We start from the raw sequence: 23449 nt of genomic DNA on the forward strand, positions 1-23449 counted from the left end.
CCCGAAAGCCTGGCTGTTCGTTACAACTCCTCGCCTTCGCTGCGCTTTGCTGTGGGGTTTCCACTTCCATCCAGTCTAGTTAACTTCATTATTTATTCCAATTAACGTTAGATCGTATAGCGTCGCAAACACCCCGGTCTTCGACCACCCCCCTCTGAAAGAGGGCAATTTGGGCACTGCAATTAATATACTTTGTGTTAATATCAATGTCACTGAACATACCTAAACGTTATTCTCTCCCTGAAAGGGAGAGATGCCCAAAGGGCAGAGAGGGTTAATTTTAAAGATTGCCACGTCGTTCCTCCTCGCAATGACGGCAAAAAAGAAAAAAAAATCCCGACAAAAAAATCGTCGGGATAGATATAAATCATTCAAATAGAAGTCTATGAAATTTCCCTGTTAATATCCCAGTTTTCTAAATAGTCTGCAACTCTACGTACAAAAGAACCACCTAAAGAACCATCAACCACCCTATGATCATAAGAAAGAGAAAGGAACATCATGTGTCTAATCGCAATTACATCACCGTGTTCAGTTTCTAAAACTGCAGGTTTTTTCTTAATCGCTCCAACAGCCAGAATAGCCACTTGAGGTTGATTAATAATTGGCGTTCCCATTACGTTACCAAAAGAACCGACATTAGTTAATGTAAATGTTCCATTTTGGGTTTCGTCTGGCTTTAGTTTAGAAATGCGGGCTCTATTCGCTAAATCGTTAACAGCTTTCGTTAATCCAACAATATTTAACTGATCAGCATTTTTAATTACAGGGACAATTAAATTACCTGAGGGTAAAGCTGCCGCCATACCTATATTAATATCTTTTTTCTTAATGATTTGAGTTCCATTTATAGAAACGTTAATCATCGGAAAATCTTTAATTGCCTTTGCTACTGCCTCCACAAAAATTGGCGTAAAAGTGATTTTCTCATTTTCACGTTGTTCAAAAGCTTTCTTCACTTTGTTACGCCACAACACTAAGTTAGTTACATCGGCTTCTACAAAAGAGGTTACATGTGGCGAAGTTTGCTTACTCATTACCATGTGGTCAGCAATTAACTTACGCATTCTGTCCATCTCAATGATTTCATCGCCACCACTTACACTAGTTGCAACTGGAGCAGGCTGAGCAACCTTTGGCGATTGAGGTGCTTCAACAGCAGATTTGGCTTGTGCCAAAGTATTGCTAATTCTAGAAGTAGAACCTCCTTTTTTAGCTTGAATATGATTTAGTAAATCCTCCTTCGTCAAACGACCATCAGCTCCAGAACCTTTTATGCTATCCAATTCTTCTATAGAAACACCTTCTTCCTTAGCAATATTTTTGACCAGGGGCGAATAAAATCTGTCAGAAGATTTAAAATCTACATTTACCGGAACTTCTGCTTCAGTTGGTAACTGACTGATACCCGGAATTGACGCTTCAACAGTAGCTTCTTCTTTTACTTCAACCAATGGCTCGGGAGCTTTCACTTCTTTTGCAGTTTCTTCGCCTTCAATCTCAATAATGGCAATTACCGCACCTACTTGTACTACATCATCGGCTGCGAACAAATGTTTTACTAATTTACCTTCTACTGGCGATGGCACTTCCGAATCTACCTTATCGGTGGCAATCTCTAGAATGGTGTCATCTAAATTAATATAATCACCAGGTTGTTTAGTCCATTTGATAACAGTTGCTTCTGCAACACTCTCCCCCATTTTAGGCAATAACAATTCGTATTGAGCCATATATTTTGTGTTAATGTAAATTTAGGTATGCCGACAAAAGTACGTTTTTTAATGGGTTATTAAAAGCGTCGACGGTTTTCGGTTCGCAGTTTTAAGTTGGCACTATTAAACAATTCAAACACTTAACCAATCTCCAAATCTTGTTTCAACTGTAGAAAAAGCATCATCATTGCGGCCATTGCCGAACGCTCTATATTTTGTAACCGCTGACTAGCAAACTTGTACATTTTTGCTTTTACTTCCTGTTTACTAGCTACAGCTACCCAAACTGTTCCTACAGGTTTGTCTTCCGAACCACCATCTGGACCAGCAATACCTGTAACAGCAATTGCATAATCTGTTTTGAAGTTAGCAACTGCTCCCAATGCCATTTCAGAAGCAGTTTGTTCGCTCACCGCACCAAACTCAAGCAAAGTTTCTTCCTTAACCCCTAAAACAGATTGTTTTAAAGCATTAGAATAAGTTACGCCGCCGCCCTGAAAAACAGTTGACGAACCAGGATGTTGCGTAAATAAGTGAGAAATATATCCACCAGTACAGCTTTCTGCTAACGATAAGGTCAAACTGTGCTTGCCCATTAAATCTAATATGGCTTTTTCAAAAGGCACATCTTCAGTTAATACAACAAACTTTTCTACTCGTTCTACAATCTTCTTGGTATGATGAGCTACCTCTATTAACAAAACTTGTTCATTATCACCTGTAGCACTTAACCTCAAACGAACTAATCCTAATTTAGGCAGGTAAGCTAGTTTGATATGGGATGGTAAAGCGTCTTCAATATCCGCAATTTGCTCTGCTAAAAAAGATTCTCCTAAACCAACAGTCAAAATCGTTTGATGCACGATGAAAGGCATCTTAAACCTTTGCTGAATACGAGGAATGATTTCGTCTTGCATCAGATATTTCATCTCGAAAGGCACCCCCGGCATCGACACAATGATTTTCCCATTGTTTTCAAACCACATACAAGGTGCTGTACCATTTTTATTCATGACCACGGTACAACCATCTGGCAATTCCGCTTGTTTGATGTTAGCCTCAATCATTGGCCTGTTCAGTTTATCAAAAAACGCCTTTACGTGTGCTAACGTTACCTCATCTAACCTTAACGGCATGTTAAAATACTTGGCTAAAGTAATTTTCGTTACATCATCCTTGGTTGGACCTAAGCCGCCAGTAATCAAAATGATATCGGCACGTTTTTGAGCTTCATCTAAGGCTTCTACAATATGACTAGCTTCATCAGAAATAGAAGTGATTTGCTTCACTTTTACACCAATCTTATTTAATTCAACTCCCATCCATGCAGAATTGGTATCTACAATCTGGCCGATTAGAATTTCATCACCTATGGTTATAATTTCAGCGTACATATTAATAATTGAATTTTGATTGATAGAATGATTAAGTTTTTTTCAAAAGCAACTTAAAAAGATTTGAGAATGATGATTGAATATAATCATCAAGCTTCGAACTTTAAACCTTTAATATCTTGTGTAATATCCTTTACGCTTGCTGAGTTTCAAATCTTGCAACACCGATGCCTTTACCCTGATATCAATAGAATAGCTTTGGCCCTGTCCAAATGGAACCCAGCTAGCACTTAAATCCCAGCAATGTAAATCTCTATAAATTGAAAATCTAGTAACAGAAAGATTTTTCGCTTTAAAATCGTAACCAGAAGTATATTGAATCTTCCACTTTGGGGTAAGGTTAAAATCGCCGCTAAAATTTAATGTATTGGTAACCGATCTAGTTTCAGGCCGCCCCAAAGTATTATTGTAATCAAATCTATAATTAAAAGAAAAATTCCAAGGAATATTAAAATCCACAAATGCATTAGGATCTCTACTGATTGCATTTAATTGATCTATTTGTTCTTGTGTCCTATTGGCCGTAGGCGTTTGCCTATTTATCTCATCTATATTTTCGTTACGCTTTTTAAAAGCCTCTGGATTTAAACTATAATCGAAAGAGAAACCGAAGCTGGTTAACCTAGGTAATTTTCCATCCTTCCAAATGTATCTATCTAATATTTGATAGGAATAAGTAGTCACCTGATCTGCGCCTGTACCGCTAGTAAACGGCACTTGACCTACCGAATATGGGCTAAATTGTCCGTTAAAATTTATCCCAAGCTTTTCGGTAAATTGCGAGCGACCACTAAAACTAATAGGAGATAATTTTTGATTCTGCCTATAGAAATCATAGCCAGTATTAAAAGTTAAACCTTGTAAAATAGCCAATTTTCTCTCGCCAGTACCGGTAGTATCTTTACGATCTCTAACTTTTAGTTCTACGTTATTGTCCATAGAGAAATTTATGCTACCACTCCTACCCGCCGATGGGCCTCCGTTCATAAATACAGAATACAATAACTGATTACCATATTGATCTTTTACATATTCACCGGTAGGCACGCTCATACCTGGCCTAAGATCATCGGTATAATATTGTGCTGGCAAAAAGTAACCATAACTTTCTTTAGAGAAATCAGGTCGGTAGCTAAATCCTATACTAGGTGTGATTACATGGCGCATTGCTCTAATACTACCATTTCCTTTAAACTGTTTGATACCATAGATTTTAGTAGACAGACTACCGCCCATGTTATACTGTCCTCCACGCTTAAAGCCATTCACCGTATCCGCACGGACCTCGTAACCATTACCAGTTGAGGTTCTAATGTATCTATTTCTAATGGTTTTGAAATCCCATTTTTCGTTATAAGTTAAATTGGTTGAAAAATTTAAATACTTTAATAAGGTAAAAGGGAGCGTAATTGGAACATTATGATCTACAAAATTGGTAAAACTGTTCAAACCGCTTTTTGAGAACAACACATCTTCTGTAGTACTTACCGTATTTCTAGCACTCATACTGTAACCAACCGTTAATTTCTGATACCATTTAGCTTCACCTACACGTTTTTTAGAATCGAAAGGACTTATGGTTGACATGTTTAAAGTAACATCTGGCAGCGTTAAATTAATACTCTTATTTTGTGTTTCTTGTGAATGCGTTAGGGCTGAAGTAAAATTGAACAACCCGTCACCAAACACTTTTCCATAAGAAATACTTGAGCTCATGGTATTTCGTAATGCCTGAGTTGGATCATAGGTACCATAAGCATTAGTTTCCCTAAAGTAACTACTTGTACCCGCATTAACCGAAGCACTAAAAGTAGTACCTGGTTTGGCATTAGCTCCTTGACTATGCGACCAAGTAATATTAAAGTTTTTTAGTGGTTCATATTCTGGGGTACCCTCCAAGCCATTTCGGCTACTAGAGTAAGCCAAACTTAAATTGCCATTATATCTATAACGCTTAGTATAATTAGATACCAGATTTAAATCATAGGACCCATTTGTAAAAATATTTGAAGTAAATCGAGCATCAAGGTAATCATTAAAAGCTAAATAATAACCACCACCTAGTAAAGAAAATCCTCTTGTAGCATCTTCTCCTGGTGTTGGTAAAATAACGCCAGAAGCCCTTTTGTTAGGCTTTGGAAAGAACAGAAAAGGTAAACCAATGGGCATTGGAATATCCTCAAATTTCATAAAGACAGGTCCTGCAATAATGTGATTTTCCGTTGCAATACCCTTGGTAATTTGTATTCCAAAATGCGGATGCGGTAAATTACAGGTACTATAAGTGGTGCCATGAACGTGAAATTCATTATCAGGCTGCATTTTGGTTCTTCCTCCCGAAAAGAAGCCTCCTTCTTGTTCAGTAAAAACTCCACTAACAATACCTTTACCTGTCTCGGTATTATAGTTTAATGAATCCGCCATTGACGAACCCTGTCCTTCGGTCTTAAAAATAGGTCTGCCATAATACTTACCTTTATCGTCTTTTACTCCGCTAGCAAAAATTACTTTATTTTTAGCATCGAATCTGATATATTCTGCATCCAATTCTAATCCTTGATATTTTACTCGAGCCCCACCATACAGGTACTGGATTTCGTTCTTGCGATCTAAGGTTACCGAATCTTTTGCATAGTATTCCAACTTAGAATCCAGACCACTCCTCTTCATTACTTTTTTAGTAGTGTCTCTTTTAAGGGTATCAGACTGCTGAGGTAGCGTTTGAAAAAAATTGGCGGTTTTAGATGCAAAAACTTTATTATCAGCCGATAAGGCCAACAACACAAAAACGGCTGAAAAAATGAGTGTCTGTAAAAGTTTCAAATTTGTGTGTGAATGTTTATTTTGCAATAATGTTTACCACAAAACGTTCAAAATTAATGAAAAATATACCATTGACTAGAGCAAAACAAATATTGATGATATTAATTTCTCTAATCTGCATTTTTATATCTGAAAATCAAGCAGTTGCACAACAATACAAAATAAAAACAATTGTGCTTGATGCTGGACACGGAGGTAAAGATGGGATGACGAGAGGTGATTACTCCACAGAAAAAGACGTAGCATTGAAAACAGCCCTGCGCCTAGGCAAGCTCATTGAGGAAAACATGAAAGATGTAAAGGTGGTTTATACACGTACTGAAGATGTTTTCATTCCTCTTTATGAAAGAATTGGATTGGCCAATCAAGTAAAAGCCGATTTGTTTATTTCGATACACTGTAACGATATGCCTGTGTATACTCAACGTTACATTAGCGGCTATACACGAAACAAGAAAGGTAAAAAAATCCCTATTTATAAAACTAGGCGCACCAAAAGTACTTCAACCAGAGGTACAGAAACATTCGTATCTGGTACTGGCAGGTTAGACGAACAGGATGATGCTATCAAAAGGGAAAATGCATCAATGTTTTTAGAAGAGAACTACAAGGAAAACTATGAAGGTTTTGATAATACCGACCCTGAAAGTGCGATTATCCTTTCTTTAATGAAAAATACTTTTAGAACACAAAGCTTAAAATTTGCCAAGTTAATACAAGACCAATATGTAGGTGTTGGCAGGGTAAACCGTGGCGTACAAGAAAAAAGCTTAGCCGTATTAGCTAGAGCGGGCATGCCGGCGGTACTTACCGAAATAGGTTTCATCTCTAATTCTACTGAAGAAGACTATATGAACTCAGAATCGGGCAATACCGAGATAGCGAATTGCTTACTAAAAGCTATTCAAGCATATAAATTAAGTATAGAAATTTAATATTTTGTATTTTTGCCGAAAACACACATAAATGCGATTAAGAAACTCTTTTTTATTCCTTACTTTTCTAATTACGATACTCTCTTTTTTTAATGCTAATGCGCAAGGTTATAAAATTAAGACCATAGTAATTGATGCTGGCCACGGTGGCGTAAAACCAGGCGCTAGAGGAGCTATTTCTTGGGAAAAGGATGTGGCACTTAAAGTTGCATTAAAGTTAGGCACAAAACTACAGGATGAGTTGCCGGCTATTAAAATTATACAGACTCGTAGAACCGATGTGGATGTAGATTGGTACCGTAGAGCAGAGATTGCTAATGATGCAAAAGCAGATTTATTTATTTCGATTCACTGTAACTCTATGCCTGCTGGAAATAGCCATGTAAGGGGAACCGAAACATTTGTTGGTGCTTACAGACGTATCAACGAAATGGATGCTGGTTTAAAAGAAAACGAGGAAATCATAAAAGATAAGAACTATAAAAAGCAGAGTTCTTACGACCCAACAGATCCAGAAGAGGCTATTTTATTATCACTTTACAAATCTCTTTACCGCTCAAAAAGCTTAGCTTTGGCTAGTTATATCCAAAAAAATTATACTGAGGTAAACAAAAGAGTTAATAGAGGTGTTAAAGAGCAAGGATTACTGATATTACAACGTGCAGCCATGCCTTCTATTCTTACCGAGATAGGTTTTATTTCTAATAAAGAAGAAGAAAAGTACATTAACTCTGAAGAAGGGCAAGAAGAAATAGTAACTGCAATTGTGAATGCAATAAAACAATATAAAAAGGAAGTAGAAAATTAAACATAAACCAAACTACATGAAATACTAGGATGTTTAGATACGTCTTAACCTTTCATTACCATTTAAAAAATCTCTACAACATAGATGAAAATTAAAAACGAAACAAAAGTAGGTGTACTAGCCGCAGTTGCCATTGCCCTGCTCATTATCGGATACAATTTCTTAAAGGGAAACAGTATTTTCACTAACGAAACTATCTTATACGCAAAATATACTCACGTAGACGGTTTAGCTGTTTCTAAGCCCATTTTGATTAACGGATACCAGATAGGCAGGGTTGCTGCTTTAGAGCTTCAGCCAGATGCTACCATTAAGGCTACTTTGAAAATAAATGGTAAATATGAAATTCCTAAAAATACGATTGCTCGTTTAGAAGGTACAGATTTATTAGGTAGCAAGGCAATTATCCTAACTTTAGGTAACGATAAAAATTTTGCTGAAGATGGAGACTTCTTACAAACCAACGTAGAAAAAGGTTTGATGGAAACTTTTCAACCTGTACAAAAGAAAGCAGAGATGATTATAGCAAAAATGGATTCAGTGCTTTCTAGTGTAAACACCATTTTAAATCCTAATCTACAAAAGAACATAGATCGTAGTTTTACTAGCATTGCAGGAACACTAAGCTCGTTAGAGTCTACTTCTAAGAAAGTTGATGCTCTAGTTGGTTCTGAGAGCTCTAAACTATCTTCTATCCTATCAAATGTAGAAGCGATTACCGCTAACTTTAAAAATAACGGTGCTAAAATTGATGCCGTAATGAACAACCTTAATACGGTAACTGATAAAATTGCTGCTGTAAATTTCCAACAAACGGTTGATAATGCAAATAAAGCAATGGCCGATTTACAGGGTATGCTTAGTGATGTTAAAAATGGTAAAGGAACTTTAGGTGCCTTACTAAATGACAGACAGATGTACGACAACCTAAACAGTGCTTCTAAAAATCTAGATGCCTTGATGATAGATTTAAAGGCAAACCCTAAGCGTTATGTACACTTCTCTGTTTTTGGTGGTGGCAATAAAAAAGATAAATAGTTAAATAAAACTTATAGATAAAAAAGCGAAGTTTTCACTTCGCTTTTTTTGTGTCATTGCATTTATTCAATAGGTAGAAGAAATAAACTTCAAGTATAAATCATAATACTCGTTAGTTGTAAAGGCAAAAAAAAACATCCACCGTTTAGGTGGATGCTCTCAAAATTAAAAGAAGGAAATATCTTATTGACCTACCTTAACATTAACTGCGTTTAAGCCTTTTTTACCTTGTTCTACGTCATAGCTAACTGAATCATTCTCACGAATTTCATCAACTAAACCTGATATATGTACAAAAATTTCGGCATCGCCATTTGATGGAGTAATGAAGCCAAATCCTTTTGTCTCATTGAAAAATTTTACTGTTCCTTGTTGCATTATAATTTATTTTAATAAAGCACAAATATAAACACAATTTATTGAAAATCAGCTTATTTTAAAATATAAATAAATTTATACTATAGAAAGATAAAATCATCACCTAAAAATGAACAGCTTAAAAAGCTATGAATTAAGCTTTAATCATAAAAGGAGCAACTAAATGAAGGTTAAGTAAAATTTAAAAACAGCAATTAAATTTCAAAAGTTTTACCTTCTGTAGCTAACTCTGTAGCATCAAATCCGTCCTTAGCTTCTTCAAGTAAGGCTTCCAATGTTTTGTATCTGGAAGAAAAATGCCCAATTAGCAATTTCTTTGCTTTTACTTTCGTTGCAATTTCTGCTGCCTGTTTTGCGGTGGTATGATGGGTTTCGTTTGCCCTGTCTAACATTTCATGCAAAAAAGTAGCTTCGTGATATAACGTATCTGCTCCTCCTATCTGCGAAAAATAACGTTCATCATACATCGTATCCGAACAGTAGCAATAAACCTTTGGAGTGGCGGAATCGGTAGTATAATCTAGATACTTGATACTTCTACCATCTGGCAAATCAACATCAACGCTACGCTTAAGCATTGGATAATATTCTACCGGCACAGCATCTTCTTCTAATTTCTCAATGACCAGCTTTCTTAAACGTTTCTTCTCAGTAAATTTAAAGCCAGTACAAGGAATGCGATGGTTTAAGATAATAGTTTCTACAGTAACATCATTATTCTTGAAAATTACCTCGGGCTTAGTCGCATCAATAGGATAAAAATCAATCTCGTAACGTAAACGAGTATCCGAATGTAAAAACTGTAACTCTATGATTTCTTTAAGTGCTGGCGGCGCAAAAAGATGTAATGGTTTGGTACGTCCGTTCAAGTGCAAACTAGAAAGCAAACCTACCAAACCAAAAAAATGGTCGCCATGTAAATGGCTGATGAATATGTAATCTATTTTTGAAGCCTTGAAACCGAATTTGATTAATTGTTGCTGTGTACCTTCGCCACAATCAATTAAATATTGGCGCTCATTACAGTTGAGTAGTTGCGCCGTTGGATTTCTGTTATAAACTGGTGTAGCTGAAGCGCTACCTAATATCGTGACTTCAAATTTCATTTAATAATATTACCCTTTGTCTACTCCCCCACGAAGTTCTTTTTCAATTTCTTCCATAAAAATCAAATCTGTCGCTTCGTCTAGTTTATTAACAAACGTAACAGATTGATGAAGGTTTGACATTTGGATAATTTGTGCAATGCTTTTGTTAACGCAACAAACTATGAAAATACCATCAGCCGCTTTACAAAGTCTATCGCCAGCCAATAAAGAACTTAAGTCTTGCGCATCGTTGCATTCTTTAACTGCAGAAAGATCTAATACGATATTACGATATCCTTCTGTATTCAACAGCACAAATTCTGATTTTAAAGCCGGAGTGTTATCATTAGTGAATTTCGGCTCTTCTAACTTCAACACTACATATTTCTCGTGCTTATCTACACTAAATTTCATATTTATTGTTTTTTGGTTGTTAGTTTTTTGGTTGACTAGTACCTAAAACTTATAATGTAATACTTATCACTATTAAATCAATTTCTCAACAGCAGTTTTCGTGTTTTCTTCTATCCTATTCAAAATATTTTCTGAAGGATTTTTCACAAATTGCTCTCCAGTGATCTGCTCATAAAGTTCAATATACCTATCCGAAATGGATTCCACAATTTCTTCGGTCATTGTTGGTACCACTTGACCATCTTTACCTTGGAAACCATTCTCAATTAACCACTTACGCACAAACTCTTTTGAAAGCTGTTTTTGAGGCTCATCGGCAGCCTGCCTATCCGCATAACCTTCTGCATAAAAATAGCGTGACGAATCTGGCGTATGGATTTCGTCAATTAGATAAATATCATCACCTACTTTACCGAACTCATATTTCGTATCTACTAAAATCAAACCACGTTCTGCAGCCATTTCAACACCTCTTTGATACAAAGCACGCGTATAAGCTTCTAATTTTTCATAATCAGCTAGGGATACAATACCTTTCGCTAAAATATCTTCTCTAGAAATGTCTTCATCATGTCCTACAGCAGCTTTAGTAGTTGGTGTAATGATAGGCTGAGGTAGTTTATCATTTTCCTTTAATCCCTCTGGCAAAGCAACCCCACAAACTTGGCGCTTGCCTAAAGCATATTCGCGGGCTGCATGACCAGCTAAATATCCTCTAATGACCATTTCTACTTTGAAGGGCTCGCAAATACGACCAATAGTGACCATTTCATCTGGCGTAGCCAATACCCAATTAGGTACAATATCTTTTGTTGCCGATAAAAACTTTGCTGCAATTTGGTTTAACACCTGCCCTTTAAAAGGAATTGCTTCTGGCAAAACAACGTCAAATGCTGAAATTCTATCGGTTACTACCATTGCCATTAGTTGGTTATCAATAGTATATACATCGCGTACTTTGCCTTTATAAAAACTACTTTGTTTTGGAAAAGTAAATTGGGTTTCTTTTACTGCTTTCATGAGGGTATAAAAATAATAAAAAGATATGAGTATTGAGATATGAGAGGCCTTCGCATTTCCCAAAACTGTTTTCAGAAATTGGATACTGAAAAACAAAAGCCCGAATTTTAAAATGCAATCTTCGGACTTTCGTATTAATATTTTATAATTATTTGCATAACCATTCAAAAGAACTAAGCCTCATTTAACAATTTGCTAAAACTATACAATGGTATTTTTCCTATTGGAATTTTATTTATAATGATCTCTATATCTTGATCTAATTTAGAAAGCTGAAGCCTGCCTTTAAAAATGTTCTCGTTATCGCCCTCAAGAAAGCTATTCAAATTTTTAATAGTCTCTTTCCTGCAAGCGATTTCATGATCAACCTCTGAAACTATTAATCTAACGCTATTAACCAAAGGTTCAATTGAGAATATCAAATTATTATTGAGGCCAATACTCTTCATTACTGAATATCCCCGTAAGCTTTTAAGATTGCTTTCACTAATTTATGTCGTACCACGTCTTCTCCAGTTAGATAAATAATATCTATGCCCTTGATATCGCCTAAGATACGAAGTGCGTTATGCAAACCAGACTGTGCTTTTTTAGGCAAGTCGATTTGAGTTACATCACCGGTGACAATAAATTTAGCTGTTGGACCCATACGAGTTAAAAACATCTTTAACTGTAAATCTGTTGAATTTTGTGCTTCGTCTAAAATCACAAAACAGTTATCTAAGGTACGGCCACGCATAAATGCCAGTGGAGCAACTTCAATGGTTCTATTTTCTAGGTAAAGCTTTAACTTTTCTGCAGGTATCATATCTTCCAATGCATCATACAATGGACGTAAATAAGGATCTACCTTTTCTTTTAAATCACCCGGCAAGAAACCTAAGCTCTCTCCTGCTTCTACCGCTGGACGAGTTAAAATAATGCGTTTGATTTCTTTATTCTTTAAAGCCCTAACCGCCAATGCTACTGCCGTATACGTTTTTCCAGTACCTGCTGGACCAATTGCAAAAAGCACATCGTTCTTATTGATGCTGTCTACCATTTTGCGTTGGTTAGCTGTACGGGCTTTAATCATCAAACCATGATTTCCATAAACGATAACTTCGCCGCTACCTACTGGTGCAGCTGCTGTCGCTTCTGGAGTTGGTTCGGTTGACTTTTTTGCACCTAAGATAGCATCAACATCGTTATTACCCAATGTCCTAAATTGCTCTAAATGAGCCAACAATGCATTAATTTTATTCTCAAAGTTTTTCAACTCAGCTTCGTCTCCTAAAGCCTTAACCTCATTACCTCTTGCTACAATTTTAAGCTTTGGGAAAGCGGCTTTGATCTGCTCGTAGTGCTCGTTGTTAGCGCCCCAAAATTGAATTTGGTCGCTAGTCTCTATAATTAGTTTTATTTCGTTCAAAATATTGTTTTTTTAGTACTACGCCCTGTGTAATTCGATTTAAATTTGAATATTTGTAGGCTATTTGCCTATACACAAGAATAAGAATAAATATTTAATATTTAATGGGGATCATAACATTAACGACAGATTTGGGCTCGAAGGATTTCTATCAGGCTGCTTTAAAGGGCAGTATCCTGAGTATCCACCCAACCGTTAATATTGTAGACATTACCCACGAAGTGCCAGCATTTAATATTTCTTATGCTGCCTTTGTATTAAAGAACTCTTATACCTATTTCCCAAAAAACACAGTACATCTAATTGGTATAGATTCAGTTTTTAATGAAAATACCAAATATATCGCCCTGCGTTACAAAGACCATTATTTTGTAGGTGCTGACAATGGCATCTTCTCACTTCTTTTTGACGACAAACCTGATGAATTAGTGGAATTGAATATTATGCAGGACTTAAAGTTTCTACATTTTCCATTAGTTGATATTTTAGTAAAAGCTGCAGTACACTTAACTAAAGGTGGCAAATTGAAAGAAATTGGCATACATGCCGATGATATTGAACAACGTATGTTGTTGCATCCTGTAATAGAACGAGATATCATTAGAGGAAGTGTCATTTTCATTGATACTTTTAGCAACGTAATTACCAATATTACCAAAGATCTTTTCACTAAAGTTCAGCGTAACCGCGATTTCAGTTTATACTTTAGGAAAAGTGAAACCATTACGCAATTGAGTTGGCACTATAACGAAGTTCCAGAAGGCGAAAAGCTATGTCTGTTTGGGATTAGTAACCATTTAGAAATAGCGATTAACAAAGGAAAAGCAAGTGGCTTATTGGGCTTGCATCTCAATGATATTGTTAGGGTCGAGTTTCATCCTTAGAAATTAGCCACAGATACACAAATTATCTAGCACAGAAATCATTCTATTATTTTTATAAATTATTATATCTGTGTATCTGTGGCAACTTTAAAGGCACAAACTTTGCTATACAATCATCAAACAATAAAAAGATGATTAGAAAAGCCATTTTATTTACACTCTTCGTAAGCTTATTCACCACCCATATTTTTGCTCAAGATAGCACTGCTTACGAGCTACAGCGCAATAAAATTAACGCAATGCTGGCTGAGAGAAGTGCTCGATTTGGTCAATATGAAGAAAGCCTAAATGCCAGAACAGGAATTTTTGGTTTCCAAACTAAACGAGACATCAAAAATTCAAATGAAATTTTAAGACAAATTGCCATTAACGACAATAATATTTTCACAGAACTGAAAGTACTGCTAGACTATAAAGACATTCAATTTCAGCAGGTAAAATCTAATGTAGACAATAGTCAGCTAAGGATAGACAGCTATAAAAAAACTATTAGAGACTTACAGGTAAAAAACGAAGAATTGCTTAGCTATAACCAAAAAACAGGCAAAAGCTCAGATTACTTACAACTTTTATTAGCCCTGTTTGTTATTTCTACAGCAGTTTGCATTTTTATTATCTACCGAAAAAACAAAATCATTAAATCTAAGGAACCACAAAGTGGAATAAAAGTTTTGTAGCATGAAAAGAGCATTTTTTAAGGCATTAGTAAAATTGAACAACTTGGTGATGCCTTCTTTGTATAAAAAAGATCCTATGAAATTGAGTACAATTCAAAAAGGAGTATTGGGGTTTAGATATTGGGCACTGACAAATTCGATGAAATGATTTTTAAACATTAAGGAATTAAGGGACATTAAGCAGCCTTAATCAATCTTAACTTCTTAATGTTTATAATGAAAGAAGGCTCGTTGTTGTAAATAACAATGAGCCTTCTTTCATTATATGTATAAACTAGCTTTTAAAGTGATCGATGATCAAACCAGCTAATTCAGTACCTATACGCTCTTGAGCTTCGTTAGTAGCAGCACCAATATGTGGCGTTAACGAAATTTTTGGATGTGCCAAAAGTGAAGCAGCGGGAGTTGGCTCATTATCGAACACATCTAAACCTGCGAAAGCAACTTTACCTGAGTTTAAAGCCTCGATTAAAGCAGGCTCATCAATAGTTCCACCACGTGAACAGTTTACAACACCAACACCTTGTTTCATTGAGGCAAACTCAGCAGCACCTAAAATAGGTTTATCAGCAAATGGCGTATGTAAAGAGATAAAATCACTGTTTGCAATTACTTCTTCTAAAGAAACTGTAGTTACTGGAATCTCTACTTTGATACCTAAAGTCAAGTTTAAAGTGATATTACCATTGAAAGGAAACAAATCGTAAGCTAATACATTCATTCCTAAGCCTAAAGCTACAGCGGCGGTTTCTCTACCAATTCTACCAAAACCAATAATACCGATTGTTTTACCTCTTAACTCAACCCCTTTAGCATAAGCTTTTTTAAGATCGTTGAATTTTGAAGCACCTTCTACAGGCATTTTACGGTTAGCATCTTGTAAAAAACGTACACCTGTAAACAAGTGAGAAAATACTAATTCTGCAACAGACAAAGATGAAGCCGCAGGAGTATTTACTACAGCAATGCCTTTAGATCTTGCATAATCAACATCAATATTATCCATACCAACGCCGCCTCTACCTATTAAACTAAGGTTAGGACAAGCATCGATCAGTTCTTTTCTAACTTTGGTAGCACTTCTTACTGTTAAACCTTCATAGTTTTGTAATGCTTCTACCAATTGATCTTGAGGTACTGTTTGTGTTTCAACAGTATGCCCAGCATCTTCTAATAATTTTTTTCCTATTGGATCTATGCCATCATTGGCAAGTATTCTAGCCATTTCTTATTTTTTATGTTTTTCTTCGAAACTTTGCATTAAATCTATTAGCGCATGTACGCTTGTAATCGGTAGCGCATTATACATTGATGCTCTAAAACCGCCTACACTTCTGTGTCCTTTTAAGCCTTCAAAACCATTTTCATCAGCATATTTTGCGAAAGGCTTTTCTAACTCAGGATCTTCCATTACAAAACAAACATTCATACGAGAACGATCTTCTACGGCACAAGCTCCTTTGAAAAGTGGGTTCCTGTCAATCTCCGCATATAATGCTCTTGCTTTAGCGATGTTTTCTTTCTCCATTTCAGCAACACCACCTTTAGATTTCAACCATCTTAGATTTAACATTGCCGTATAAATAGAAAACACTGGAGGTGTATTGTACATTGAACCACCATCGATATGTGATTTATAGTCTAACATCGAAGGGATTGACCTTCCTGTTTTACCCAAGATTTCGTCTTTGATAATTACCAAAGTTAAACCAGCAGGACCGATATTTTTTTGCGCACCAGCATAAATGATATCATATTTAGCTACATCAATTTCGCGGCTCATAATGTCTGAAGACATATCGCAAACTACAGGCACCTTAGTTACTGGTAATTCGAACAACTCAGTACCGTAAATGGTATTGTTAGAAGTATAATGGAAGTAAGCACTATCTTCCGGAATTACATAATCTTTAGGGATAAAAGTATAGTTGGCATCTTTTGAAGAAGCTACCACATGAGCTTTACCAAAATGTTTCACTTCTTTGATGGCTTTACTTGCCCAAACACCCGAATCTAAGTATGCAGCGGTTCCACCTTCTGGCAACAAATTTTGTGGCACCATAGAAAATTGTAGGCTTGCCCCACCTTGTAATAATAGTACGGAATATCCGGAAGGTACATTTAAAAGTTCTTTTACCAACTTTACAGTTTCCTCTACTACACCATCAAATTCAGGTGAGCGATGGGAGATTTCTAAAATTGATAATCCGTCTTTAAAATCTAGTACTGCAGCAGAAGCTTGCTTAAAAACTTCTTGCGGTAAAATACATGGACCTGCTCCAAAATTATGTCTCATTTTTATTGTTTTTGATTGGTGTAAAATTAACACTTTGACATTAATTATTCAGCTTTTTTACCAACTAAATAACTAACATGACAAACATTTAAGAAAAACAAAAAATACAGCGCTACTATATTAACCGAAAGTTATAGGAAATTAACTTTAATTAACTGCTTTTCAATTTGAAAATCATCTTGAAATTTAGCTGTCTGCCAGTCAAATAATTCGGGATTCCGTAGTTAACGTTATTCACATCTTTTAGCCAAAGATAAGATACTGTATTATTGATATTCAACAAGTTGAAGACCTCTGCATAAGCAACTACTGAACTAAAATATTTACTCAAGAAGCGAGGTTTCTTAACCGCTTGGACATCTAAAAAGTCATTTGAAAAACCAATATCTACTCTTCGATAAGCCGGAATACTGAAATCATCGGTATAAGCGGCAATTTGTGGAGAACCTATCGGCAATCTAGAACCGTATAACAAATTCAAGTGTACTTTATAAGTTGGACTTTTAAATAACCTGTCTTGAAAGAACATTGAAAAATTCACTCTCTGGTCGGTTGGTCTTTTTAAATAACCAGGATAAACAACTTCATTTTGTCCATTAGCCATTCTCTTTACATAGCTGTCTCCAATTACATCTTGATTTGCACTCATGAACGAAACTCTAAAGAAAGACATCAAATCCTTAACTAACTCACCTCCTAAAGAAAAATCAGCTCCGTACGTGTGTCCCTTTGCTATTTCACTAGCCAAATATTTAACTCTAACATTATCTATAGTATAAGGAATCATCCTATCAGCATACTTATAATAAGCTTCTGACGTAAACTTTAATCGTGTACCTAATCCTGTAAAAGCTACGTCGTAACCTGCCGAAACATTATAAGAACGCTGTGATTTTTGATTCAAGAACAACGAACCATCTAAATCCCTTATACTTCTATAATTTGGTGCTTGGCGGTAAATACCTGCTGTAAATCGCCAAAGTTTATATTCCTCTGGTCGGTACAACATCAATAACCTTGGGCTAACCAAAACCTCACCACTTAAATCATTATAGTTGATGCGTGCCCCAAACTGTACGTCTGTTTGACTAGAAATGGCATAACTATCTTGTAAATAAGCTGAAATAGAATTTATTCTTAGCTTATTGTTAGAGAAAATGGCATTCTCAAAAGTAAATGAGTTGGTGTTAGTTGGTAAGATGTAACCAGCAGAATCGATATAGTTGTATTCGTTCATCTCATCTACATATTTGGCTTGCTCAAACCTAGCACCATAAGTAAAATCATGCTTTCCTACTCGATGCTCTACTTTAAGTTCGGTGCTAGCAATGGTAGAATTCAAACTGTTACGGGCATAACTGTAATAACTTCCTAAACCCCTATTTTTTCTAATCGGTCCAAAACCTCCGTCGCCGTAGTTATTATCTATTTCTTCGAAAACGTAGTTCCCATCAATATCAAATTTCTCACGCTCTACAATTTCAAAATAGCTATTAATCCATTTGATCGAAACATCTTTATTCGGAGTAAACAGCCCCGTTACCGCACCACCGTAAGTATAATAATCATCAATTTCCTGCCCTTCATAATCTACTTTTAAACGAATTGGATTATTAATGGTACCGAATTGCGTTTCTCTACTCTCTGGCACCAATCTAAAACTTCCCGAGTTAAAATTTAATAAAGTATTGACACTAAATTTGGCATTGAAATTATGCTGATACAATGCCTGAAAATCATTAAAACTTGGCCTGTAGCTGCCTCTAGTATCTTGCGTACCTAGTATGTTTCTATTATCTTTTCGCCTAAAACCAAGCAGCAAATGACTGTTTTTAAAGGCTGTTTTCGCAGTAGCGGATATCCCCATTAAACCGGCGGTAAGGATATACTCATTACTGTCTGGTTTATTATACCTCACATCTAAAACCGAGGAAAGCTTATCATTATATCTTGCATTAAAACCTCCAGCAGAAAAACGGGCACTGCTCACAAAATCTGGATTGATAAAACTTAAACCTTCCTGCTGACCATTTCTAATTAAAATTGGTCTGTTAATTTCGATGTCGTTAACATAGATTAGATTTTCATCAAAATTGCCACCACGCACACTGTATTGAGAACTTAATTCATTATTGGTAGATACGCCTGGGAGCGTTTTTAAAACAGCTTCAAAATTCATGGAAACTGTGGGCAAACTCGCAACATCTATAATACCAACACTTTGTGCATTATTGAGTTGCGTTTGCTTACTGGTTACTTTAACCGTTTTAAGTTCTTTTACATCAGGTTTTAGCACAACATCTCTATTAACTTCAGCACCTCTGCTTTCACTAAATTTAATTGTTTCTAGTTTATAACCCACCAATTTAAACCTTAAACTAAAGTTGGCTAACCTAGATTGAATGCTGTATTTCCCTTGTTCGTCGGTAACAGCCGTAGCGGCCAGTCCCACCAAAGAGACACTTACTTTTGGTAGCGGTTGATTTTTTTCATCATAAACTACTCCACTAACTTTGACCACCAATTGTTGTGCAGTTACTGAAAATGAAGAAATTAATAGAAGCAGAAAAAAAAGCGTTCTTTTAGCCATTAGGTTTAGATGTATTGGGTATTAACCTGAACGTTCTTTAAATCGGCAATCATTTGCGTTGGACTTGGAGCAGCAAAAACAGCATTACCAGCTACAAAAACATTAGCTCCAGCTTCAATTAGCGAACCAATATTGTTAATACCTACCCCACCGTCAACTTCAATGTACAAGTTTGGGTTGGCTTGCAAAGCCATTTGTTTTAATTCGCTTATTTTATTTAAGGTTTGAGGAATGAACTGTTGTCCACCGAAGCCTGGGTTTACCGACATTACCAAAGCTAAATCGATATCCTGCAACACATCTTTCAACAAACTAACGGGCGTATGTGGGTTTAAGGCAACACCAGCCTTACATCCAACCGATTTTATTAATTGGATAGTACGGTGCAAATGTGTACAAGCTTCGTAATGAACGGTAATTACATCTGCTCCTGCTTTTGCAAATTCAGCGATATACCTGTCGGGATCTACAATCATCAAATGTACATCGAAAGGTTTTTTAGCATTTTTTTTTGCTGCCGTAATCACTGGAAATCCAAAGGAAATATTTGGCACAAAAACACCATCCATCACATCAACGTGAAACCAATCTGCTTGGCTCTCGTTAATCATTTCTATATCACGTTGTAAATTGGCAAAATCTGCCGATAATATGGATGGGGCAATTAGATGTTTCATTTTAGCATGCTGGTCATTGCTTGGCACAAAGCAATCTTTTATAAATAGGCTGATTTTGCTTCGTTATGCCTCCTCGTAATGGTAAAATGCTTACTTAATTACGAAGACGAAACAATTACTGCAAGTTACAAATTCTTTTATAACAGCACCTATTTATACACTTTAAAAGAATCAATTAATAAGAATCCTCCGTACTAGAACTAATTAACGGAATACAAATAGTAGCAACTGTACCCAAACCACTTTTACCAGCACTTATCTCAAAATTTGCTACAGGTTGCTTATTTTGCACGTTAATCATCTCAATCCTTTCTCTAATAGAAGACAAGCCAATAGAAGTTTCTTTTATTCCAATTTTTGTATTTGATTTAGCTTTATGATGAAAGCCTACCCCATTATCTTCTACCGTAATACAAATGCTTTGATTTTGAAGTTGAATTTGAACACGTAAATGAGCATCTGGATTTCGGGAAACAATAAGCCCATGCAAAATTGCATTTTCTATTAATGGTTGCACTAACATCGGAGGTACCATATATTCTTTTAGATTCAACTTATTGTCTATCAAAAATTCATAACTGAATAAGTTGTTGTACCTAACCGATTCCAATTCTGTATATAAAACAAGGGCTTTCCACTCCTTTTCTGCTGTAACTAAGCTTCTAGAAGAATTTTCAAGGATCAACCTGCTTAACGATGCAAATTTCTGTATCAGTCTAGAAGCGGCATTTTTTTCATTATCTAAAATATAAGATTCAATGGAGTTAAGTACATTAAAAATAAAGTGTGGATTCATTTGCGAGCGGATGGCTTTCAGTTCACTTTCTGACAGCCTTTGTTGAAAAGCAAATTGGTTACGGATAAAGTTTATCCTTCTTTTCAGCAATACTGCTACAACCAATACAACTGCAAATATGCAAAGTATAACAAACCATTTTTTTTGGTACCAATAAGGCAAAACGGTGATGGCAAGTTGCTCTTCCAAACTAAAAACGTCATCGTTATTGCAACCTTTGATGTACAGCATATAGTTTCCATGAGGCATGCTACCCAACGCAATGTCTCCATTTTTTACCTGTTGCCATTGTTCGTCCTGACCTATTTTATAGTAGAATCTATTTTCTTGTGGCGCTGTGTAGCTATTAATTGCAAAGTGAATATTCACAATTTTGGTACCTGCCTCAAGCGTAATTGATTTCTGTTTATTTTCTACAACAATACTTTTTTCCCGTCCATCGGCATTGATATCCATCAAAACTACCTTCGGAACAGTCATATTTGACTTTACGTAGTAAGGATTAAACCTTGTCACATATCCACTATAACTTAACAGGAAATGTCCGGTTTTATCAGTTTCAAAAAAACCATGCCCTTCGTATTGAAAAGGTAGACCGTTGTTGAAATTGAAATAGGTAAATTGCTTTTTTCTATCGTATTTAATAATGCCTTGTTGCGATGGAATCCACAAATATCCCAGTGTATCCATCAATACTCGCTTCACATAGTTTTCTGGCAAGCCCATCCTTTCATCAATCAACAATCCGATTTTATCAGCTTTATTAATCTTTAACAAACCTACATCAGAGGCAGCCCAAATCACATTCTGTTTATCCTGAACAATATCTGTTACCCAACTTACGTCGCATTCTTTGCCATCAATATCTTTAATTACAATTTTCTTAAAACTATCAGTTATTGAATTATAGACGCTGATTCCTTTAGTTGCACCTATCCAAAAATCGCCCTGTCTATCTATCAAACATGAATAAACCGAACCGTCAATATTTTTACCATCAGATTTGTAATGCTTAACAAATTTTTCTGTTTTGGGATTAAAAACATAGATTCCATTCTGCCTTGCCCTAATCCAAAAATTACCATCACTTCTTTTGTAAAGCTTAGAAACTGCAAGATTTTCTTTGAGGCTTAAATCTAACGGCGGAAAAAATAGCTGATAGCGATTACCTGTTTTTTTAACTAAACCAGAATCTGTACTAAACCAAAAATTCTTTCTATCATCTTGATAAATACTATTTATAGACTTGCTCAAGAAGCTATTTGCTTTTTCTGGTATTTGCGATATGTGCGACAAAAACTTCCAACTCTTATCAAATACATAAATTCCTTTTGCATAATAACAGGTGACATAAAATTTATCTGCTGTTTCTAGCATGTTATTAGGTATGCCCAACAATTTCGGATTACTTAATTTAACCTGCTGATATATAGGGATATTTTCGAAATTTTGATAATTAGGATCGATAATACTGATGCCGTTATCTGTTGACAGCCACAATCTATTTTGACGGTCTTTAGCCAAATGAAAAATATGAAAAGCACTTAAGGATGAAGGATTCAACTCGTTCGACACATACTCTTTCAGTTGATTATTTTTTAAATTTTTAAGAACAAAACCACCATTTACGGCAATACATAGCCAATTCTGTTTAAAGTTATCAGTCCATTCTATGATACTATTTACACGTGTACCAGTAGCCTTAAACGAAGGAATATCGATTGGATGGATTTTATGGCTATTTGGCGGGAAATACTTCAATCCACTGCCAGCTTCGCCAATATAAATCGTTCCATCAGTACTTTGGTGAAATGCTAAAACATGGTCTTGCTCGCCATAATAGTTTACTATTTTAGTCTTTTGATTGACGGTGTACAAGCCATTATAACCTAGAGCCCACAACCTTTGCTGCTTGTCTTCTGCAATGTTGTGAAAAGCGGCAACATCCTGTTTTATACCATTTAATATAGTGGTGTAATTGGTAAAACGTTTTCTTTTATAATCAAACATTTGAACACCCTCCGTGGTAGCCAACCACAAATTCCCCTTGCTATCTATAAAAGGCACACAATTAAAATCAGATGCCAAGCTATTTTTATTCGATAGATTATTAAAAAAACTGACAGCTTTTCCTGTTATTGGATTAAAACGCGAAAGACCTTTTGCAGTACCTAGCCAAAGTTGCCCTTCTTGATCAGCTACAATGGTATTGATAGCATCATTACAGATAGAAGTACTATCACCTAACTTATGCTTATATTCCTTGATTCCAGTGCCATCATATCGATTTAATCCCTTGTTTGTGGCTATCCAAATAATTCCATTTCGGTCTTCATAGGTGCATTTTACAGCATTGGTACTTAAACCGTCTTTTACAGTAATTTGGTTAAACTTTAAATTTGGAAACGACTGTGCGAGTGTAAAAAAAGGGATAAGAACCAAAAATAAACAGATGGCTAACAGCGCTTTAAACCTATAAATGATTTTGTTTCCCATCTACCTACA

General features: G+C 35.7%; 19 protein-coding genes. 6 read left to right on the forward strand and 13 right to left on the reverse strand.

Annotation, left to right across the window (positions count from 1 at the left end):
• Nucleotides 1–383: 383 nt before the first annotated feature.
• The 3 genes from CRO54_RS07075 to CRO54_RS07085 all read right to left on the reverse strand — a co-directional run bounded on the left by CRO54_RS07075 (nucleotide 384) and on the right by CRO54_RS07085 (nucleotide 5932).
• Complete coding sequence (locus tag CRO54_RS07075) at nucleotides 384–1733, reverse strand: dihydrolipoamide acetyltransferase family protein (RefSeq protein WP_097130364.1); 1350 nt, start codon at nucleotides 1731–1733, stop codon at nucleotides 384–386.
• Between the two features lie 122 nt (nucleotides 1734–1855).
• Complete coding sequence (locus CRO54_RS07080; RefSeq protein WP_097130367.1) at nucleotides 1856–3109, reverse strand: competence/damage-inducible protein A; 1254 nt, start codon at nucleotides 3107–3109, stop codon at nucleotides 1856–1858.
• A 111-nt stretch (nucleotides 3110–3220) separates the two neighbouring features.
• Nucleotides 3221–5932: a putative LPS assembly protein LptD gene (locus CRO54_RS07085; RefSeq protein ID WP_097132300.1), complete on the reverse strand. Its 2712-nt coding sequence runs from the start codon at nucleotides 5930–5932 to the stop codon at nucleotides 3221–3223.
• 56 nt (nucleotides 5933–5988) lie between these two features.
• Here CRO54_RS07085 and CRO54_RS07090 point away from each other — a divergent pair, with 56 nt between their 5' ends.
• The 3 genes from CRO54_RS07090 (at nucleotide 5989) to CRO54_RS07100 (ending at nucleotide 8713) form a co-directional block, all read left to right on the forward strand.
• Nucleotides 5989–6867 (forward strand): N-acetylmuramoyl-L-alanine amidase family protein, encoded by an 879-nt coding sequence (locus CRO54_RS07090; protein ID WP_240775053.1) that lies wholly within the window; start codon nucleotides 5989–5991, stop codon nucleotides 6865–6867.
• 31 nt (nucleotides 6868–6898) lie between these two features.
• Nucleotides 6899–7675, forward strand: a complete 777-nt coding sequence (locus CRO54_RS07095; RefSeq protein WP_097130371.1) for an N-acetylmuramoyl-L-alanine amidase family protein — start codon at nucleotides 6899–6901, stop codon at nucleotides 7673–7675.
• An 84-nt stretch (nucleotides 7676–7759) separates the two neighbouring features.
• Nucleotides 7760–8713 (forward strand): MlaD family protein, encoded by a 954-nt coding sequence (locus CRO54_RS07100; protein WP_097130373.1) that lies wholly within the window; start codon nucleotides 7760–7762, stop codon nucleotides 8711–8713.
• Between the two features lie 183 nt (nucleotides 8714–8896).
• On the opposite strand, the gene CRO54_RS07105 is transcribed toward CRO54_RS07100, so the two are convergent.
• The 5 genes from CRO54_RS07105 to CRO54_RS07130 all read right to left on the reverse strand — a co-directional run bounded on the left by CRO54_RS07105 (nucleotide 8897) and on the right by CRO54_RS07130 (nucleotide 13024).
• On the reverse strand, nucleotides 8897–9091 hold the full coding sequence (locus CRO54_RS07105; protein ID WP_097130375.1) for a cold-shock protein: 195 nt from the start codon (nucleotides 9089–9091) through the stop codon (nucleotides 8897–8899).
• 194 nt (nucleotides 9092–9285) lie between these two features.
• Nucleotides 9286–10197 carry a ribonuclease Z gene (locus CRO54_RS07110; RefSeq protein ID WP_097130377.1) on the reverse strand — a complete coding sequence of 304 codons (912 nt, stop codon included), beginning with the start codon at nucleotides 10195–10197 and terminating at the stop codon, nucleotides 9286–9288.
• A gap of 9 nt (nucleotides 10198–10206) precedes the next feature.
• Nucleotides 10207–10593, reverse strand: a complete 387-nt coding sequence (locus tag CRO54_RS07115; protein WP_097130379.1) for an STAS domain-containing protein — start codon at nucleotides 10591–10593, stop codon at nucleotides 10207–10209.
• Nucleotides 10594–10665: 72 nt separating this feature from the next.
• Entirely contained in the window at nucleotides 10666–11613 is a 948-nt protein-coding gene (locus CRO54_RS07120; protein ID WP_097130381.1) for a phosphoribosylaminoimidazolesuccinocarboxamide synthase, read from the reverse strand.
• A gap of 448 nt (nucleotides 11614–12061) precedes the next feature.
• Nucleotides 12062–13024, reverse strand: a complete 963-nt coding sequence (locus CRO54_RS07130; RefSeq protein ID WP_097130386.1) for a PhoH family protein — start codon at nucleotides 13022–13024, stop codon at nucleotides 12062–12064.
• A 104-nt stretch (nucleotides 13025–13128) separates the two neighbouring features.
• On the opposite strand from CRO54_RS07130, the gene CRO54_RS07135 reads away from it, so the two are divergent.
• The 3 genes from CRO54_RS07135 (at nucleotide 13129) to CRO54_RS21175 (ending at nucleotide 14733) form a co-directional block, all read left to right on the forward strand.
• Nucleotides 13129–13908: an SAM hydrolase/SAM-dependent halogenase family protein gene (locus CRO54_RS07135; RefSeq protein ID WP_097130388.1), complete on the forward strand. Its 780-nt coding sequence runs from the start codon at nucleotides 13129–13131 to the stop codon at nucleotides 13906–13908.
• A gap of 131 nt (nucleotides 13909–14039) precedes the next feature.
• The gene (locus CRO54_RS07140) at nucleotides 14040–14585 is read left to right on the forward strand and encodes a hypothetical protein (RefSeq protein ID WP_097130391.1); all 546 of its coding nucleotides are present in this window, start codon (nucleotides 14040–14042) and stop codon (nucleotides 14583–14585) included.
• A gap of 1 nt (nucleotide 14586) precedes the next feature.
• A complete protein-coding gene (locus CRO54_RS21175) occupies nucleotides 14587–14733 on the forward strand; it encodes a hypothetical protein (protein WP_171047857.1) in 147 nt (48 codons plus the stop codon).
• 126 nt (nucleotides 14734–14859) lie between these two features.
• Here CRO54_RS21175 and CRO54_RS07145 read toward each other — a convergent pair whose 3' ends face one another.
• From CRO54_RS07145 to CRO54_RS07165, 5 genes are all read right to left on the reverse strand, one after another.
• Nucleotides 14860–15810, reverse strand: coding sequence for a D-2-hydroxyacid dehydrogenase (locus CRO54_RS07145; RefSeq protein ID WP_097130394.1), 951 nt, complete (start codon nucleotides 15808–15810; stop codon nucleotides 14860–14862).
• Between the two features lie 3 nt (nucleotides 15811–15813).
• On the reverse strand, nucleotides 15814–16881 hold the full coding sequence (gene serC / locus CRO54_RS07150) for a 3-phosphoserine/phosphohydroxythreonine transaminase (RefSeq protein ID WP_097130397.1): 1068 nt from the start codon (nucleotides 16879–16881) through the stop codon (nucleotides 15814–15816).
• 151 nt (nucleotides 16882–17032) lie between these two features.
• Nucleotides 17033–19471: a TonB-dependent receptor gene (locus CRO54_RS07155; RefSeq protein WP_097130399.1), complete on the reverse strand. Its 2439-nt coding sequence runs from the start codon at nucleotides 19469–19471 to the stop codon at nucleotides 17033–17035.
• Nucleotides 19472–19476: 5 nt separating this feature from the next.
• The gene (rpe, locus tag CRO54_RS07160; protein WP_097130402.1) at nucleotides 19477–20148 is read right to left on the reverse strand and encodes a ribulose-phosphate 3-epimerase; all 672 of its coding nucleotides are present in this window, start codon (nucleotides 20146–20148) and stop codon (nucleotides 19477–19479) included.
• Nucleotides 20149–20323: 175 nt separating this feature from the next.
• A complete protein-coding gene (locus tag CRO54_RS07165) occupies nucleotides 20324–23440 on the reverse strand; it encodes a ligand-binding sensor domain-containing protein (protein WP_097130405.1) in 3117 nt (1038 codons plus the stop codon).
• Nucleotides 23441–23449: the final 9 nt, after the last annotated feature.

Source organism: Pedobacter xixiisoli (genome assembly GCF_900215335.1).
GTDB classification, from domain to species: domain Bacteria; phylum Bacteroidota; class Bacteroidia; order Sphingobacteriales; family Sphingobacteriaceae; genus Pedobacter; species Pedobacter xixiisoli.